Genomic DNA, 16,776 nt, shown 5'->3' with positions numbered 1-16,776 from the left:
CAAATTATGAATGGGGCTGAGAGAACAAATAGTGATCAAAAATATATCTAATTAGAGGTTTTGCTAAAACATGATATAAATCATGTATGAACCCTATAATTTCTGTTACTAACCTTTCCAAAACCTATGCAAGTGGGCATCAAGCACTCAAAGGTATTAGTTTAGAAATTCAGCCTGGTGAAATTCTTGCGCTGCTGGGGCCAAATGGTGCAGGTAAAACAACATTAATATCTGTTATTTGTGGAATTGTGAATGCAAGCGAGGGTTCAGTAACAGTTGATGGTCATGACATCGTTAATGATTATCGACTAACTCGCAGCATGATCGGGTTGGTGCCACAAGAGTTAACGCTAAGTATGTTTGTGACGGTCTGGGACACTATTTGTTTTAGTAGAGGCTTGTTTGGCAAGAAACCTGATCCAATTTATCTCGAACAATTGTTGAAAAACTTATCACTGTGGGACAAAAAAGATAGTGATATTTTGACTTTATCTGGCGGAATGAAACGTCGTGTATTAATTGCTAAAGCTTTATCGCATGAGCCTACTATATTGTTTTTAGATGAGCCCACTGCTGGAGTCGATGTTGAGTTGCGTAAAGATATGTGGACCTTGGTGGAAAAGCTACGACAATCTGGGGTAACTATTATTCTTACTACTCATTATATTGAAGAAGCTGAGGAGATAGCAGATAGAGTGGGAGTGATTAATGAAGGTGAGCTTATTGTAGTGGATGAAAAAGATTCGTTAAAACACAAATTGGGTAAACGGCAAATGATGATGGAGCTAGAGCAGCCAATTGATTCAATACCTGAGTCATTATGGACGTGGTCTTTGGAGTTATCTTCAGAGGGTAATCGGCTAACGTATACCTATGATAGTCATAGTGAACATACTGGCATTGCAGAGTTATTGCGTGCTGTGGATAAGAGTGGTTTATTGTTGAAAGATATAAATACTTCGCAAAGTTCTCTTGAAGATATATTTATTAATTTAGTGAAAGTGTCTACTGAGGAAAGCGCATGAATACGCAAGCAGTAAGAGTGATCTATAAATACGAGATGCTGCGTGCATGGCATACGATTTTGCAAAGTTTTGCTTCGCCTGTTATTTCAACGATCTTGTATTTTGTGGTGTTTGGTTCTGCAATTGGCAGTCGTATCGAAACGGTTGGAGGTATCTCGTACGGCGCCTTTATCGTGCCTGGTTTAATGATGCTGGCATTGCTTACACAGAGCGTATCTAACGCTTCTTTTGGAATTTATTTCCCACGCTTTACGGGCACTATGTATGAAACTTTATCTGCGCCAATTTCTTTTGTTGAAATCGTATTGGGTTATGTGGGTGCTGCGGCGACAAAGTCATTCATCATCGGCTTAATAATCCTTGCTACTGCTGGATTTTTTGTTGAATTAAAAATTGCACATCCAATTTGGATGCTGAGTTTTTTGGTACTAACGTGTATTTCATTTAGCTTGCTTGGCTTTATAATAGGCCTGTGGGCCAAAAGTTTTGAGCAATTGCAATTGATCCCATTGTTGGTGATTACGCCTTTAGTCTTTTTAGGTGGAAGTTTTTATACGATCGGTATGCTCCCTCCAGCTTGGCAAACTGTAAGTTTATTTAATCCTGTAGTGTATTTGGTAAGCGGTTTTCGTTGGAGTTTTTACGAAGTATCAGATGTCAGTATTCAAGTCAGTTTATTGATGGTACTGCTATTCTCAACAGCGTGTTTAGCCATCGTATGGTGGATGTTTAAGACAGGATATCGTTTAAAACAATAATTAAATATAAACGCAATAATTAATGCAATAAAATATAAATGCATATGCATATGCATATGCATATGGCGGAAAGCAATTAATTATCTCTATTTGCGGCATCAGCTATTCGGATTAATAATTAGATTATTATAGGCGTATAATTCTTACTATTAATGTAGAAATTCAGGAGGCGTTCCATGCAAACTGATAGCGTTAAAAGTATCTGCTCTGGTCTAATGTATAAAGCTAAAACTGAGCATTTTTTAGATCATTCGGCCTATAATATTAAGAAAGATGCAAATAAGTTCGTTGAGAACTTTGCTAAAGAGCACGGGCTAACTGCACATACATTATCAGCTTCTAGATGGTATTTTCAATCAGATAAATATTTATTAGAAGATGGTTTTGTCGAGCTTCTTTGCGAGTCTAATATATTTAAGCATAACCGAGCATGCACATTTCGCGTTGTAGATATTGGTGAAATCGATAGCATTAAGCATTTATATGAAGCTTAATTTCAATTATTCTAGAATTTAAACTACGCTACCAAACCCTTTGTCTACAGAACCTGCTGGCGGTTGCAGTCCCGCTAATCGGCAGCCTTGAGCTATAGGACCGCCTGGAAATAAGCTATATACATATTTCATTCCACCACTATGATGAAATTTCTCATTTAATGCATCGTGCAGCTCACGAATGTTGATCTGATTTATTTCGTGCCGTGAGTAATATTCTTGTAAGGCATGTAGGACATCTAAATGATCAGCGGAAAGCCTAAGCCCTTCAGATAAAGCGATGCTTTTTGCATTATCATCTGACCAGTTTTCTGGAAAAAAAGTATTTTCTGCATTGTCTTTTATAGATTTCACAAACAAAGTTTACTCCTTGCGTGAAAAAGAAGTTACGCTAATAACAATAAAGATACGAATTGACAGTGTTGATAAACATACAATATATAGATTTAAATACGGCTATTAAATTTAATTTATAGGCGTCTGCATTGATTATAATTAACTAAATTATTATGACTCCCAGTAAGATTGCTATATAAAGTGATTAATTTGCGTAGGCAATTAAATTATCTTCTATATTTAGCGGTTACTTATTCAATTATTTTGATATGTTTTATAAAGAAAATAGAATGTAATCTTTGCTTATTTTTCTGGCCATATTCTCTTAATGACAAGATGCATTTGAGCTGATTAAGTTAGGTTTGAATGTATTTGCGGCATCCTCAAGAAAAAGGGTACAATTAGTAAGGTATTTATATTTCCAAGCAGGTGGCGACTATGAAAAAACTATATATCTCTCTAATTTCATCTCTATTAGTTGTATCGACATGGGCCATTGCAGAAGAGACGGACCTTTTAGACGCATATCTAGAAGATTTGCCCAGTACTAGTACCTCTCAAAACGTTATTGTAGGCCAACCCGTAGATGTGGTGGTTGATGAAAATGGCCAAACTCATGAGGTAATTCGACCACAAGCTATGGAATATCGCAGGATTGAGACTGCTGACGGTTCTGAAATCTACCAAGAAGTTCCGATTAAATCTGCTGCGAATACCAAAGGTAATGTGCAGATTGACGTTCCAGAGGTAGTAGTAGTTCCTGAGGGCGAGATGAGTGCTGATGTAATGGTGAGTAATGAGTCAGAAGTTCGGGGTAATGGAGATTTAGAGGTTATCGAGCTTGAGCCTGAAGAAGGTGAAATAGCTATTATCGAGGCTCCTGAAAATCAGACTACGCAAACTGTTGCGGTTACAAATTCCGCTTCGAATCGAACTGCGATTTCTGGTCATGCTTTCTGCCAACAAAATCCATATACAAGAGAATGTTTGTTATCAAAATATTTAAGCTTATGTAAAAAGGATCCTCAGTCTACGGATTGTAAGAGTCAGTTACAGAAGTTTGATAATTTCTGCGGGACTTTTCCTAACGCATATAAGTGTAAAAAAGCTAAGATCGCAGCTGCATGTCAAAACGATCCATCCAGTAATGCTTGTAAGGACTTTACTCAACGCTTTTGTCAAAAATTTCCCAAGGCAATTTTTTGCAACTATAACTAGGGTATTTGCAAAATACAGTTATTTATCTGGCTAAAAATAAGGGACTCTAGCTTGGATTACCTCTTTTGATCGGTTAATTTTGTCGTTTAGCCCAGGCAAGGGCTTAAAGATTTGCCTATATAAGGTAACGTAAAGCATCTACATATACTCAAATGGAGCTTGAGTGATGGCAAGCACTATACCTCTACCTACGGACGTCAGATCAAAATTAATGCGCAATTTTTTGAAGAGAATTGTTGATAATGATAGACGTGCAAAGCAAATATTTAGACTTTATTTTGACCGCAAAGAAATTTCTGAAGAACAGTTTTATAAAGCCATATCAAATTAAGCTAAATCAGCCTTCTCGTCTCACCACCTTATACCTTTTGGTACGTATTACTGGCTCGTAATACACTCTAAAATCGCCTTTCCAAACCTCTTTAGGTTCTATTCGACTTTAAGCTGAGAGAGTTATTTCTCTTTTTGGTTTGCTTTATCCTTTTATAGGATTATTCATAATATTTAAGGCGTAAATGGATATTCAGTTTGTACCTGGTCAAAGGTGGGTAAGTAACACAGAGTCTGAGCTCGGTCTTGGAATAGTCGTAGATACTGCTAATCGTCGTGTAACCGTTAGTTTCCCCGCTGTTGGTGAACGAAGAACCTATGCAATAAGCAATGCTCCTTTAAGTCGAGTGCATTACACGGTGGGTGAAAAAGTCAGCAATGCAGATGGTGTGAGTTTTGCAATTGCTGAAGTAATCGAACAGGGCGGTTACTTGATTTACCAAGGTTTAGATGAAGAAGGTAATCAACACAGTCTTGAAGAAATAGATCTTGAAAGTTTTGTGCAATTTAGCCGGCCACAAGATCGCTTATTTGCTGGTCAGGTTGATAAGGTTAAAAATTTTTCATTGCGTGTAGAAACTTTACATCATCAACATCGTTTACAAAAGTCTCCAAGCTATGGTTTGCTTGGTCCGCGAGTACAGCTACTTCCACATCAGCTTTATATTGCTTCACAAGTTGCAAAACGATATGCACCTAGAGTATTGCTCGCTGACGAAGTAGGACTTGGAAAAACCATAGAAGCAGGTTTGATCTTGCATCAGCAACTTATTACTGGTGCAGCCAGTCGAGTTTTGGTTGTAGTACCAGACAGTTTGGTGCATCAATGGCTAGTTGAGATGTCACGTCGTTTTAATCTGCAATTCACTATTTTGGATGAAGAGCGTTGCCATGCATTAGACGAAGCAGAACCTGGGAACCCTTTTGAAACTGCACAATGTGTGTTGTGTTCATTATCATTCTTAACCGATAACAGCGAACGCTTTGAACAGTCATTAGCGGTAGATTGGGATCTATTAATTGTAGATGAAGCGCATCATCTAACATGGTCTGAAGATAATGTAAGCAATGCATATGAATGTATTGAAGCATTAGCGCGAAATGTTGCTGGGTTACTATTGTTAACCGCAACTCCTGAGCAGCTTGGAGTTGATGGTCACTTTGCAAGATTGCGTTTGTTAGATCCTGATAGGTATCACGATCTGAAAAAATATAGGCAAGAAGAAACAAGCTATCAGCCAGTTAATGAGCTTGTACAAAAATTACTTACTGATGATGCAACTGAGCAGCTTCGAAAAAATGCAAGTTTATTAGATGAAATTTCTGCATTATTAGGTAATGAAGTCACTGCGAATTTTAAAACTGCATTACAAAATCCAAATCATTCACCAAGAAAAGCTATAGATGAATTGATTCAAACTATATTGGATCGACATGGCACAGGGCGAGTATTGTTTAGAAATACACGTGATGCAGTGGAGGGTTTCCCACAGCGTGAATTACATCAGCATCTTTTGGAAACCTCTCAAGAGGCATTAGACGTAATAGTCAGTATGCAAGAAACCAATGAAGATGAGTCAACTACAGATCTCGTTGCTTCTCATTTACGTACTGAGACTCGCTTAGGTGAAAACTGGTTAAATTTAGATGCTCGTGTTGAATGGTTGTCAAAATGGTTACTAGAAAATCGCAACGAAAAAATTTTAGTGATCTGTGCATTGGCGAACACAGCAAGTCAATTAGAGGATTATTTAAATCAACAACATGCGATACGCTCAGCAGTGTTTCATGAGGGATTAGATCTGATCGCTAGAGATCGTGCCGCTGCGTATTTCGCAGATGAGGAAGAGGGTGCGCAAGTACTCATTTGTTCTGAAATTGGAAGTGAAGGAAGAAACTTTCAATTCGCGCATCATTTGATATTGTTTGACCTGCCATTAAATGCGGATTTATTGGAGCAACGTATCGGACGTTTAGATCGAATTGGACAGTTACATACGGTTCAAATTCATGTGCCTTGCTATAAGAATAGTGCGCAAGAAAAATTAATGCGTTGGTATGATGAAGGATTGAATGCATTTCGTCAGGTATGTTCAATAGGGCAAGCGGTGTACCCATTATTTTCTGATCGTTTGCAAGAATGCTTAATAAATCAGAAAGATAATGAAGATTTTGAGCAATTAGCTCAGGACACAAAAACTAAAACTAATGAAATGCAGCAAGCTTTACAGCAAGGTAGAGATCGTTTGTTAGAACTTAATTCATGCAATCCAAATCAAGCGGCTGAGGTAGTGCAAGATATTTTGACTTCAACCGAGCAAATGGAGTTAGCTGATTATATGGAGCGTGTATGTGATCAGTTTGGAGTGGATCAGCAATATCATAGTTTGCATAGTGTTGTATTACAACCAGGCGACCATATGCATGAGCACAGTTTCCCATGTTTGCCAGAAGATGGATTAACTGCATGTTACGATCGAGCTAAAGCTTTAGTGCGAGAAGACATGCAGTTTCATACTTGGGAGCATCCCATGGTTACGGGTAGTATGGATATGATACTTTCTGGGGAGTTTGGAAATGTAACTTTGTGTACTCTCAAGTTACAAGCACTGAAGCCGAGTACAGTATTACTAGAATGCATTTTTACTATTCATTGTGCCGCACCAAAAATATTAAGACTAGACAATTATTTTTCAAAAGCGATTATCCGTGTATTGATTGACCATAATCATAATGATTTAGGTGCAGTATTAACTTCTGAACATATGGATCATAAGGCAGAGCGTGTTAAGAAAAATGTTGCACAAAGTATTATTAAGCATACTCGTGCGCAAATTACTGAGTTGATCGAACATGCAAATGGTATTGCCGAAGTAGAGATGGAAGAAGTGATTAAGCAAGCAACCGATACGATGAAAGTACAACAAGCTGCTGAGTTAGAGCGCTTAATTTCACTATCAAAAGTAAATCCAAATATACGCCAAGAAGAAATTGAATATTTAGAATCAATTACTGTTCAGGTTGAAGAGTATATGCAACATGCACAGTTAAGGTTAGATGCAATTCGAGTAGCAATTTCTCGACGTTAACTAAAATGGCTGAAATACATCTTTTAGAAGAGCTATGTAGCAAAACACATGATATTTTACAGGTGGCTACCCAAAATCTACCAATTCCTGCACAAGAAAAGACAAGAGATGTGCGAAAGATGATATCTGTTTTTACCTATAGTTTAATTAAAGAATTGTCTGCGGATGTAGAGGTTCACGAAGACGATATATACTTGCGTTATTTAATGGGCGGAGGTTTGAGTGCTGAGCAGGGCAGAACTATTGTAAATCGCACTCGAGATGAATTTAGTAAAAAGGAATATGGGAGAGAATGTCTGCTAGCAGGTCATGATGTTGTTAAGAAGTGGCTTGCGGGTGATAAAAACATCCAGGAGCATTTGCATGCATTGCTGACTTAGACATTTAAGATAAGTATTTAGTTAGCGTGAATCTCAATAATCAGCTAACGTAGGCATATGAGTAATTCTTTTCCTGAAGACAAAGAATCATCTGAAGGTGAGAGTGTTAAAAATCATCCATTTGATGCACTTACTCCCAGTTTTGTACTAAATGCAGTAGATCAGCACGATTATGTTAGTGATGGCAGAATTCTGGCATTGAACAGCTATGAGAATCGTGTTTACCAAGTAGGTATAGAGGATGATGAGCCTATAATTGCCAAGTTTTATCGACCTGAGCGTTGGACTGATGCACAGATTCTAGAAGAGCATCAGTTATGCGCAGAATTAGTCGAACAAGATCTTCCTGTTGTACCCCCTTTAGTAAAAAATTCTGAAACTTTATTTAAGTATGGTGATTTTCGACTAGCTTTGTATTCACGAAAGGGCGGTCATGCGCCTGAGTTAGATAATTTAGATAATTTGTTTATTATGGGTCGGTTCTTAGGGCGTATGCATACTGTAGGTGCTGTGCAGGCATTTCAGAAACGTCCTTCTATAAGTTGTAAACATTATGGTCATGAGAGTGCCGCATTAATTAAAGATAAATTTATGCCTGGCCATATTCGGGAATCTTATGATGCTGTTGTAAATGAAATCTTAAAAATAATTGATACTATCTATATTGATGGTGAGGATGCGGAATATATTCGTGTTCATGGTGATTGCCATGTAGGTAATATTCTATGGCGTGATGATGCTCCACATTTTATTGATTTCGATGACTCTAGAATGGCACCGGCAATACAAGATATATGGATGTTACTTTCAGGTGATCGGGCAAGGCAAACTGCGCAACTAAATGAGGTCGTAGAAGGCTATAATGAATTCTCGGAATTTCCTTTGCAGCAAATCAAATATGTAGAATCGTTAAGAACGCTGCGGATAATGTATTTTAGCGCATGGCTGGCAAAGCGATGGGATGACCCTGCTTTTCCTCGTGCTTTTCCCTGGTTTAATACCACTCAGTATTGGGAGCAACATATTCTTGATTTACGAGAACAATTAGGTGAGCTAAATGAGCCTGCTATACAATTATTTGGATAATAGTGATGTCAAAAGATAAGCCTGAAAATATTCTAGAAGAGCGAATAGTAGAGTTAGAAACAAAACTATCTTTTCAAGAAGACTTGTTGCAAGAGCTTAATTCTCATGTTGTTAATCAGCAAAAGAAGATTGATGAATTAACTGTGCTTAGTAATCAATTGAAAGAACAGTATAAAGAAATTGTTTCAAGCCTGCCTGATGCAAGTGCGGGGGATGAGGTTCCTCCACATTACTAAAATGTGCTCTATTAATAATAGCTTTCAGGTAACCACCCGCCTGTTGCTTGTAAAGGCTTTAAGTCAGTTCCATCGCTGATCCAAATGGCTAAGCCATATCTTTTTGCTTTCGGACTAACTTTGTCAGGTAGTTTGATTTCCCATTTATGGTTAGAGCTTATATATTCAGAGTGTGAAAGAAGTACAAAATCTTCTTGTAGTACACGATTATAATTTTCACCAGCTTGAATTTGAGATTGATAACCGAAGCCTAATATTCCAACATTTAATGTCGCAGGACTAATTGACTCATGAAATTCATAATTTACCTTGAGGATATTGCCGCTTAAAGTGGCTGCTAAATTGCCTGTGGCGTCATTACTTAAAGAAGGTGTTTTTCGTCCAAACTTTCGTTTCCATTCTTCTCCATTAAGAAAAAAGCCAGGGGTGTAAACCACTTTTACATTGCCCTGTCTTCTGTGCAAACGTTGTCTATCGGAATATTCTTTTTTTGAGAAACTATCTTTCCAGCCTAAGAAATCCCAATAATCCACATGAAAGGCGACAGGGACAAATTCACTCCATAAGCCAGGTTTGTTTTTAAGATTACCTAGCCATTCGTCGGCAGGCGGACAGCTACTACAGCCTTGTGAGGTATACAGTTCTACTAAGGCTACTTGTTTATTGCCACTTTTAAACTCTATATCTTGACTCCAAGTTAGGCTTGCACAGCTGAGGAGTAGGCAAGTAAACACTAATTGGTATCGCATCGTCATGGAGTGGTCCTTTAACTGTTAGTTATAAGTGATGATTTTAGAAGGCAAATAGAATGATTGCTATATTGGACTAACTAGCAGTATAGATGGTTCATCTAGAATTATAAATATAGTCAGGCAGCCTTTGAATAGTTGCATATATACATTATTCTTAAATAACAGTAATCCATAATACAAAGGGAGTGTCATATGTCTGAACAAAATCCGTATCAAGCGCCTGATGCAAATTTAACAGAGGGAAGAAAGGGGTCTGATGTTGAATTAGCCGTTACCGGAATAAAGTCTTTACCTGCCATGTCAGGTCTTAGCTGGATAAAAGATGCTTTTAATTTATTTAAAATGAGTCCATTGATATGGATTGTTCTAATTATATTGTGGTTTGTGTTAAATATTGTAGTTCAGTTTGTTCCTATTATTGGTGGGCTAGCGATGTCACTATTATATGCAGTATTCATGGCTGGATTTATGATCGGCTGTGCAGCACTAGAACGCGGTGATAATCTTGAAATTGGTCATTTATTTGCAGGTTTTAAGAGCAACACGGGTTCCCTGATCGGTTTGGGAGCAATCTATCTTGGGGTAATAATTCTTTTAGTAGTGATTATTGGTGCGTTCATGTTTAGTGGTATGGGTGGGTTAGGTGCATTAGCAAACCCTGAATCGATTGATCCTGCTGCAATATTTAATTCTGGAATAATGTTAGCTGTTTTAGTGGCTCTTTTGCTAATGATTCCAGTTGCCATGATGTTTTGGTTTGCGCCGGCGCTCATCTCACTTGGCGGTGTTCCACTTATAGAATCTCTGAAAATGAGTTTCATGGGTTGTTTGAAAAATATTCTGCCATTTTTGATATTTAGCATAGTGATGCTTGTTTTAGCATTTATTGCATCAATACCGTTTTTCTTAGGCTGGTTAGTGTTGCTGCCGATGGGTATGGCGGCTTTTTATACTGCCTATAGAGCAATTTATACTGATTAGATTACTTCTGAATATATGATTTGAGTTTAAAGCTTACTTGAGCGCTTAATGTTTAGGTACTCATTGACTAAATGAGTAGGTAATTGCTCGGCAGACACATCAAGGCAAATTACACCTAAATGTCTAAGCTTGCGGTGATTTTCTTGACGTTGGTGGAGAAATTGCTCGGTAGCATGAAATTGTAGTGCGCTGTCTAAGTCAGTTACAGATTGTTTTTGAAATTCGTTTAGCGATTCTTCACGTAAGTCGGCAAGAATTACTAAATGACGTGTGCTTAATAAGCGAATGGCTGAAACTAAGTTATCGTAATCGTCATCACGGGTATTGGTAACAAAAATAATTAGAGACCGTCGTCGTTGCAAGCGGAGAATTTCTTCTGCAACTATTAGATAGTCAGCAGAGTATAAAGTAGAAGGAAGGTCATAGGTTTTGTGTAGTAAGTTATTTACTACATTAGGTCCTTTTTTGGGAGGCACCCAACGTTCATCACCTGCGAAAGACTTAAAACCTACAGCATCACCTTGTTGTATTGCAACGTAGGCTAGTAGCAACATAGAGTTGATAGCTTGATCTAAGTGAGTATATTTTTCGTCTGCGTGGCGCATACGTCGACCACAATCCAGTAAAAAAACAACTTGTTGGTCGCGTTCGTCTTGATACTCTTTAGAAATAAGTTTGTTTAAGCGAGAGCTGGCTTTCCAATCAATTTGTTTCAAACTATCACCAATATGGTATTCACGTAGCTGGTGAAAATCATTTCCTTCGCCTCTACGCTGTCTTTTTTTGATACCTAACTGGCTTAGTCGGTTATCAGTAGCCAGCAAAATATATTTACTAATAGAGGCAAAGTCTGGAAATACCCTTACATTTTTTTCATTTTCATAAAAGAACTTACGTAACCATAAATGCCAAGGGGAGCGCCTTAAAATATCTGTGCCGCTAAAACTGAAGTCGCCACGAGCGAGCGGTTTAATTCTATATTGCAGCTCAACACTATCATTTGGCGCAAGCGTAAATGCTTCAGGTAGGCTTTCGATCTTAAAACCAACAGGGTAGTGGTCGTGTACTAGTAGGTGTAAATTATCTGCTGATTGATTACGGATTATTTGTTTAATACTGCTCCAACTATAAATTGGCAGGTTGTGATTAACCTGATGGTGAATATTAATGTTTGGTTTTTTAAAGACAGCGAATGCATCAATTAACAATATCATCAGAAAGCCAATACCAAATAATTCCCATAGTATTTTTAATTGCGGGAAGAAAGCTGCAAGCAGGCCTAGCGCTACCCAAAAGGCAATAAACCAAATCGTAATTCTTGAGGGCTTCATATTAAGGAATTATTGGCTCACAGATTCTTATATTCTAGGCGCATCGACTTCTTTTAGAATGTCATCTATGACTTTATCAACAGGATAGCCTTCAATTTCTAGATCTGCATTAAGAACTATACGGTGGCGTAAAACATTAGGGGCGACCGATTTCACATCATCTGGTGTAACAAAGCTATTACCGTTAATCAAAGCGTTGGCACGTGCAGCACGCAATAATGCAATACTGCCTCGTGGGCCAGAGCCGATATCTATACCATTGCGATTTCTAGTAGCAGAAGCGATACGGACAGTGTATTGAATGATTTGTTCATCAATATGTAATTTGGCTGCTGCTTGTTGTAAGGCAACGACTTGTTCTGGTGTCAGTTGTTGTTTTACAGCAGAAACATCAAGTTTGTCACCAATGCTTTGCGAGGTGACTTGTTTAACAATACTGACTTCATCTTCATGGTTAGGGTAATCAATTTTAATTTTTAGTAAAAAACGATCTAATTGCGCTTCCGGCAATGGGTAAGTGCCTTCTTGTTCAATCGGATTTTGTGTTGCCAGTACTAAAAAAGGGTCATTAAGTTGAAATGATTCACCTTCAATTGTCACTTGTTGTTCTTGCATGACTTCTAGCAAAGAAGATTGCGTTTTTGCAGGAGCGCGGTTGATTTCATCTGCTAACAGAAAATTGCAAAATACAGGGCCGCGCCTTACTTTAAATTCTGTTGTTTTCATGTCGTACATGACATGACCGGTAACATCGCTAGGCATCAAATCTGGTGTGAATTGCACGCGACTGAATTTTCCGCCAACTGCAGTAGCTAAAGATCTTACTAATAAGGTTTTACCTGTTCCGGGTACGCCTTCAATTAAAGCATGACCAGCAGCAATAAGCGTTACAAGAATTTGTTTGACGACATCGCGTTGTCCTACAACGGCTAAAGAAATAGCAGTTTCCAGTTTTTTGATTTGTTCGCCGGTAGCTTGTAAATCAATATTGTTGCTCTCGTGGCTTGTATTATCATTCATTGAAGTATCCATAATTTTTGCAAGTAATGTGATGAGTTGATGAATTCATTGGTTGATTTGGGTTCGAAATAAAGTGCGCTATGCACTTTTTTAGCTTCAATATCTAATATATCTGAAATGTGGTGTAGGCGTTCTAGAGTAGACATCTGCTTTAATGTTGGATATCTTTTTAGCATAGCATTCTCACATGCGATACGGCTCTGGTTAAGCAAGTGTATGCCATGATCTTGTCGCCAACTAAATCGTGCAATTGCGGTTAAGTGTTCTGTGATGTTTCGATTTGAATAATTAATAACAGGCATTATAGGTCCGAGTCTATTGCGTAATGACCATAATCCTAGAACTAGAAAAGCGAGAAAGGCAATGCATGCTTCTCTCCCATGTTTCCAGATTAATGTAAAAATTGAATCCGACTGGTTGTTATAAAGTAAAAGTATTTTTTTACTTGTTGAATTATTAATTTCGACTAATGATGATAATAAATATGCATGATCATGCTCACCAATATAATTATTACTTAATAAATAGTTATCGCTCAGTACGGTTAACTTTCCTTCACCAATATCAAGCTGTATTAAATGAGTGCCGTAATGGTCACTTAATGAAAGTGTTGCAGAATTGGCGGTGTCTAAGAGTTGAGTTGAGGAAGAAAAGTCTATGCTTATTTCTGTATTGTCACGGAGTATATAGTTTGAAATATTATTATCTTCATTGTCATTGTCGCTGTTTTCGTTATTTTCATCAAAATTAGTGTAACTGGGAAGAATTCCGTATTCATTTAGTAGCTGATTATTTTTAAAATCATTTTCAATATACTCATCTTCATCATCATAGCTGTATTGAAAATTGTTAGCAGTAAATATCAGGTGTCCGCCATTTTCAATCCATTGTTTAAGTTTTTTAAAATGTGTAGGAGAGAGTTTAGGACCATAATCATTGATTAATATAGTTTGATAGCTCTCATGCGTTTCCAATAATCGCGCACGATTACTGTCGCTTTCTACTTCACGACCTAAATTTCGCAAATAGTATTCCGCTGCTAGAAACTTATTGCGCCTAGCTTCCGCCGAATATCCAGTGCTTTTTACCACTTCTTTTTTTTCAAAGTTGTTGAAAAACCATTTTATAGTCAAGGTAGAGAAAATGGCTAATAGTCCTACAAGAAGTAAAGCAACTACACGACGATCATTTGTCATGAGTTCTCCTTGTATTCGCTGTTTTGGTAATGTCTAGTCCATCCTTCACGCAAGTGAGATAAAGTTTCAACGGATGGGGAACGATCCGCATAGGCAAGCATCACCCAAGCGTTTGTCAGCGCCTTAAAGAAGTTAGACTCATCTTTACTGCGTTTGTCGGCGATCATATTACTGCATTCTCGTTCTGTAGCACTGGTAGGAATATCAATATCACCTCGATGAATAATGGCTGAGAGAGTAGCTCTATATAATAAGCTCAAGGCTTCTCTATACTGTTTGTTGTTTATATAATTGGAAAATGTAGCCAAGACATCATCAGGCAAAGATTCTTGAGTGATATCCATGCCTAAAATTATATTAGGTATAGATTTGGCCTTTTTACTTAAGCGGGGTTGTAGATTTATCCAGCTTAACCAATGTGAATATTTGTTGATTAGCCAAACGACTATGACCGCAACGGCAAGCCATATCACTATTTCAAAAATTTTCAGACCAGAGCTTGCATCGCCGTCAATAAAATTACCGAACAGCCATTTTAAGAATTTCTCTAACCACTCGGGTGAGTCTTTTTCTTCATCATTATCAGTAGCAGAGCCAACATAAGTCCATTCCATTTTGGTAGTTTTTTTGCCAAAGTCTTTACGTTTAGCACTTCTTCTATGGAAGTTTTAGCCGTTTCTTTTGTTACGGAGAGCTTGTCATTTGCATAACTTTGGGTTGGAGAAAATGCAGTAAAAAGAAGGCACGCTACGAGCGGAAAACTGGCTAATACAGAGTTAAGAGGCTTAGTTTTTGTTTTCTTGTTACCTTCGATGCGATTTTTCATTTGTTTAAAAGCAAGTTCAATGTCCCAGCCTTCGAGTTTTACGCGTCTTGTAATGTACAGAGCAAATCCTGCTGCTACATAGATGGGCGCTATGATGGAGATAGCAATAAAATAAGCGATGTTCGTGATGGTAATTAATAGTAAATTTTCTTCATCAAATAACTCAAGTATTGTAAAGCCATCCATTAGTTCGGAGGGTACTAGAGCAAACATAAAAAACAGAAATGAGAGGTAAAGTAGAAGTTCTAAGTGTACACAAACGATGGTTAACCATTGGCTTGCGCTGCTCTGTTGTGAGTGCAATACGCTAAGTCTGGTGCGACGCTGTTTACCTTTAATGCTTTCTAACATGGCAACAGGGTTATTAAATGAACGACTTAAGCTTAATCTTCTCCATAGTAATAGGGCGCCTAGCTGAGGTTTTATCACTTTGAGGTAATTTTTAAAAATATCTTGCAAGGCAACTGATTCTGAAAATAGTTGACGACTTAAAATATATAGTAATGGCTGTTCATATAAAGGTTTGCACCACCAGAATAAAATGAATATTAATGAATTAAACAATTCATCATTTACCGCATATGTCAATATCATGACGATAATGAAAATGGGAAACGCAGCAATCAACCAGGCGCCCCATAATCTTAAGAACCATTGTCTCGCTAACGCAAAACCTAAATCGATTGCTTCCCAATTGGAACGATTGCGCAAAGTAATAGCTAAATCTTCAACTTGCATTCGAACTTCGACCCGCAAAAGTAAAATAAGTAATCACAATTGCCCACAATATTGCTGCAACAATATATTTGATGCTTGTGTCTATAAACGAAGAGGGTGACCAAAATGCTTCTATAAATGCTGCAACAACTAACATTAATGCTGCGCCCATGACCAACTGAATTGAATCTTTAGCAATGACTTTTAAAGCATCGGCACGTTTCATATTGCCTGGAGAAAATATAGGTTTTGCAAGTAATAGGCCTGCCATGCCGCAAATGACAATTGCAGTAAGCTCAAATGATCCGTGACCAGAAACAAAAGACCAAAAGGTTTCAGTAAAGCCTAAGCTAGTGAGGTAACCAGACACGCCACCGATTACCAAGCCGTTATAAAATAAAAAGAATAATGAACCAATACCTAAGAGGATGCCGCTCGCAAAAGTGCGAAATCCAACTGATATATTATTAAATATATAGTAACCAAACATCATAATGTCAGTGTCAGCTTGCCGGTTTTCGTTACGTCCTACACTTTTGTTTTCTGGGTCATACATATATTCCATATCTGCTACAGAAGATTGATCCATTACACTATAAATAACTTCGCTGTTCTTGAAACAGGCCAAGCCCATTGTGATAGCTGGAAGATAAAACAGCATGGTTGCTAACCAGAAAATCTTATAGTGTTTGCGCAATAAGCTAGGAAAATCGCTAGATAAAAACTCTACAACTCTCCATAACCAAACTGTTTTATTACGATAAATTTGTTCATGACCCTTTAACACTAGAGTATGTAAATGCTCAGTAAGAATAGGGCTGTAATGCCTTTGCTTAGCTATGGCAAAGTGATTGCATACTTCTCGATAGTGTTTAGGGAATTTGTAGCGTTCTAGTAGGTTTGAAGTCTGGTTTTTCTTATTTTTCCCAAGATCATTAACTAGATGCTCAAACATTTCCCAAAAAGAATTGTATTTATTTTCAAATTGAATCTGTTTCATT

Annotated in this window: 18 protein-coding genes; 10 read left to right on the top strand and 8 right to left on the bottom strand. The window is 37.7% G+C overall.

Annotated features, from left to right (window positions below; all coding sequences use genetic code 11):
* The first annotated feature begins 86 nt into the window (after positions 1-86).
* From GKR92_04780 to GKR92_04770, 3 genes are all read left to right on the top strand, one after another.
* Positions 87-1,025: an ATP-binding cassette domain-containing protein gene (locus GKR92_04780; GenBank protein ID QMU61052.1), complete on the top strand. Its 939-nt coding sequence runs from the start codon at positions 87-89 to the stop codon at positions 1,023-1,025.
* On the top strand, positions 1,022-1,783 hold the full coding sequence (locus GKR92_04775; protein ID QMU61051.1) for a sugar ABC transporter permease: 762 nt from the start codon (positions 1,022-1,024) through the stop codon (positions 1,781-1,783). The genes GKR92_04780 and GKR92_04775 overlap by 4 nt, the downstream gene beginning before the upstream one ends.
* 176 nt (positions 1,784-1,959) lie before the next feature.
* Positions 1,960-2,277, top strand: a complete 318-nt coding sequence (locus GKR92_04770; protein ID QMU61050.1) for a hypothetical protein — start codon at positions 1,960-1,962, stop codon at positions 2,275-2,277.
* An 18-nt stretch (positions 2,278-2,295) separates the two neighbouring features.
* Here the strand turns inward: GKR92_04770 and tusE are convergent, their stop codons facing one another.
* Positions 2,296-2,637, bottom strand: a complete 342-nt coding sequence (tusE, locus tag GKR92_04765) for a TusE/DsrC/DsvC family sulfur relay protein (GenBank protein QMU61049.1) — start codon at positions 2,635-2,637, stop codon at positions 2,296-2,298.
* Between the two features lie 414 nt (positions 2,638-3,051).
* On the opposite strand from tusE, the gene GKR92_04760 reads away from it, so the two are divergent.
* From GKR92_04760 to GKR92_04735, 6 genes are all read left to right on the top strand, one after another.
* The gene (locus tag GKR92_04760; GenBank protein QMU61048.1) at positions 3,052-3,831 is read left to right on the top strand and encodes a hypothetical protein; all 780 of its coding nucleotides are present in this window, start codon (positions 3,052-3,054) and stop codon (positions 3,829-3,831) included.
* A 166-nt stretch (positions 3,832-3,997) separates the two neighbouring features.
* A complete protein-coding gene (locus GKR92_04755) occupies positions 3,998-4,162 on the top strand; it encodes a hypothetical protein (protein ID QMU61047.1) in 165 nt (54 codons plus the stop codon).
* Positions 4,163-4,346: 184 nt separating this feature from the next.
* On the top strand, positions 4,347-7,250 hold the full coding sequence (gene rapA / locus GKR92_04750) for an RNA polymerase-associated protein RapA (protein ID QMU61046.1): 2,904 nt from the start codon (positions 4,347-4,349) through the stop codon (positions 7,248-7,250).
* Positions 7,251-7,255: 5 nt separating this feature from the next.
* Positions 7,256-7,630: a hypothetical protein gene (locus tag GKR92_04745; GenBank protein ID QMU61045.1), complete on the top strand. Its 375-nt coding sequence runs from the start codon at positions 7,256-7,258 to the stop codon at positions 7,628-7,630.
* Between the two features lie 57 nt (positions 7,631-7,687).
* Positions 7,688-8,716, top strand: a complete 1,029-nt coding sequence (locus GKR92_04740) for a serine/threonine protein kinase (GenBank protein QMU61044.1) — start codon at positions 7,688-7,690, stop codon at positions 8,714-8,716.
* Between the two features lie 29 nt (positions 8,717-8,745).
* Positions 8,746-8,952 carry a SlyX protein gene (locus GKR92_04735; protein ID QMU62710.1) on the top strand — a complete coding sequence of 69 codons (207 nt, stop codon included), beginning with the start codon at positions 8,746-8,748 and terminating at the stop codon, positions 8,950-8,952.
* An 11-nt stretch (positions 8,953-8,963) separates the two neighbouring features.
* On the opposite strand, the gene GKR92_04730 is transcribed toward GKR92_04735, so the two are convergent.
* Positions 8,964-9,707, bottom strand: coding sequence for a DUF1223 domain-containing protein (locus GKR92_04730; protein ID QMU61043.1), 744 nt, complete (start codon positions 9,705-9,707; stop codon positions 8,964-8,966).
* A 189-nt stretch (positions 9,708-9,896) separates the two neighbouring features.
* Here GKR92_04730 and GKR92_04725 point away from each other — a divergent pair, with 189 nt between their 5' ends.
* The gene (locus tag GKR92_04725) at positions 9,897-10,685 is read left to right on the top strand and encodes a hypothetical protein (protein ID QMU61042.1); all 789 of its coding nucleotides are present in this window, start codon (positions 9,897-9,899) and stop codon (positions 10,683-10,685) included.
* A 26-nt stretch (positions 10,686-10,711) separates the two neighbouring features.
* Here the strand turns inward: GKR92_04725 and GKR92_04720 are convergent, their stop codons facing one another.
* Genes GKR92_04720 through GKR92_04695 form a run of 6 tightly spaced genes read right to left on the bottom strand, consistent with a single transcriptional unit; the run spans position 10,712 to position 16,775 of the window.
* The gene (locus tag GKR92_04720; GenBank protein ID QMU61041.1) at positions 10,712-12,016 is read right to left on the bottom strand and encodes a DUF58 domain-containing protein; all 1,305 of its coding nucleotides are present in this window, start codon (positions 12,014-12,016) and stop codon (positions 10,712-10,714) included.
* 27 nt (positions 12,017-12,043) lie between these two features.
* Positions 12,044-13,036, bottom strand: coding sequence for an AAA domain-containing protein (locus GKR92_04715; GenBank protein ID QMU61040.1), 993 nt, complete (start codon positions 13,034-13,036; stop codon positions 12,044-12,046).
* Positions 13,033-14,232 (bottom strand): hypothetical protein, encoded by a 1,200-nt coding sequence (locus GKR92_04710; GenBank protein QMU61039.1) that lies wholly within the window; start codon positions 14,230-14,232, stop codon positions 13,033-13,035. Before GKR92_04710 ends, GKR92_04715 begins: the two co-directional genes overlap by 4 nt.
* Positions 14,229-14,846 (bottom strand): hypothetical protein, encoded by a 618-nt coding sequence (locus tag GKR92_04705; protein ID QMU61038.1) that lies wholly within the window; start codon positions 14,844-14,846, stop codon positions 14,229-14,231. Before GKR92_04705 ends, GKR92_04710 begins: the two co-directional genes overlap by 4 nt.
* Entirely contained in the window at positions 14,780-15,796 is a 1,017-nt protein-coding gene (locus GKR92_04700; GenBank protein ID QMU61037.1) for a hypothetical protein, read from the bottom strand. The genes GKR92_04705 and GKR92_04700 overlap by 67 nt, the downstream gene beginning before the upstream one ends.
* On the bottom strand, positions 15,786-16,775 hold the full coding sequence (locus tag GKR92_04695; protein QMU61036.1) for a stage II sporulation protein M: 990 nt from the start codon (positions 16,773-16,775) through the stop codon (positions 15,786-15,788). Before GKR92_04695 ends, GKR92_04700 begins: the two co-directional genes overlap by 11 nt.
* Position 16,776 lies beyond the last annotated feature (1 nt).

This window comes from Gammaproteobacteria bacterium, assembly GCA_014075255.1.
Classification (GTDB): Bacteria; Pseudomonadota; Gammaproteobacteria; order UBA4575; family UBA4575; genus JABDMD01.
Note: the sequence above shows the minus strand (reverse complement) of the source record. Positions and strands in the feature narration are given on the sequence as shown.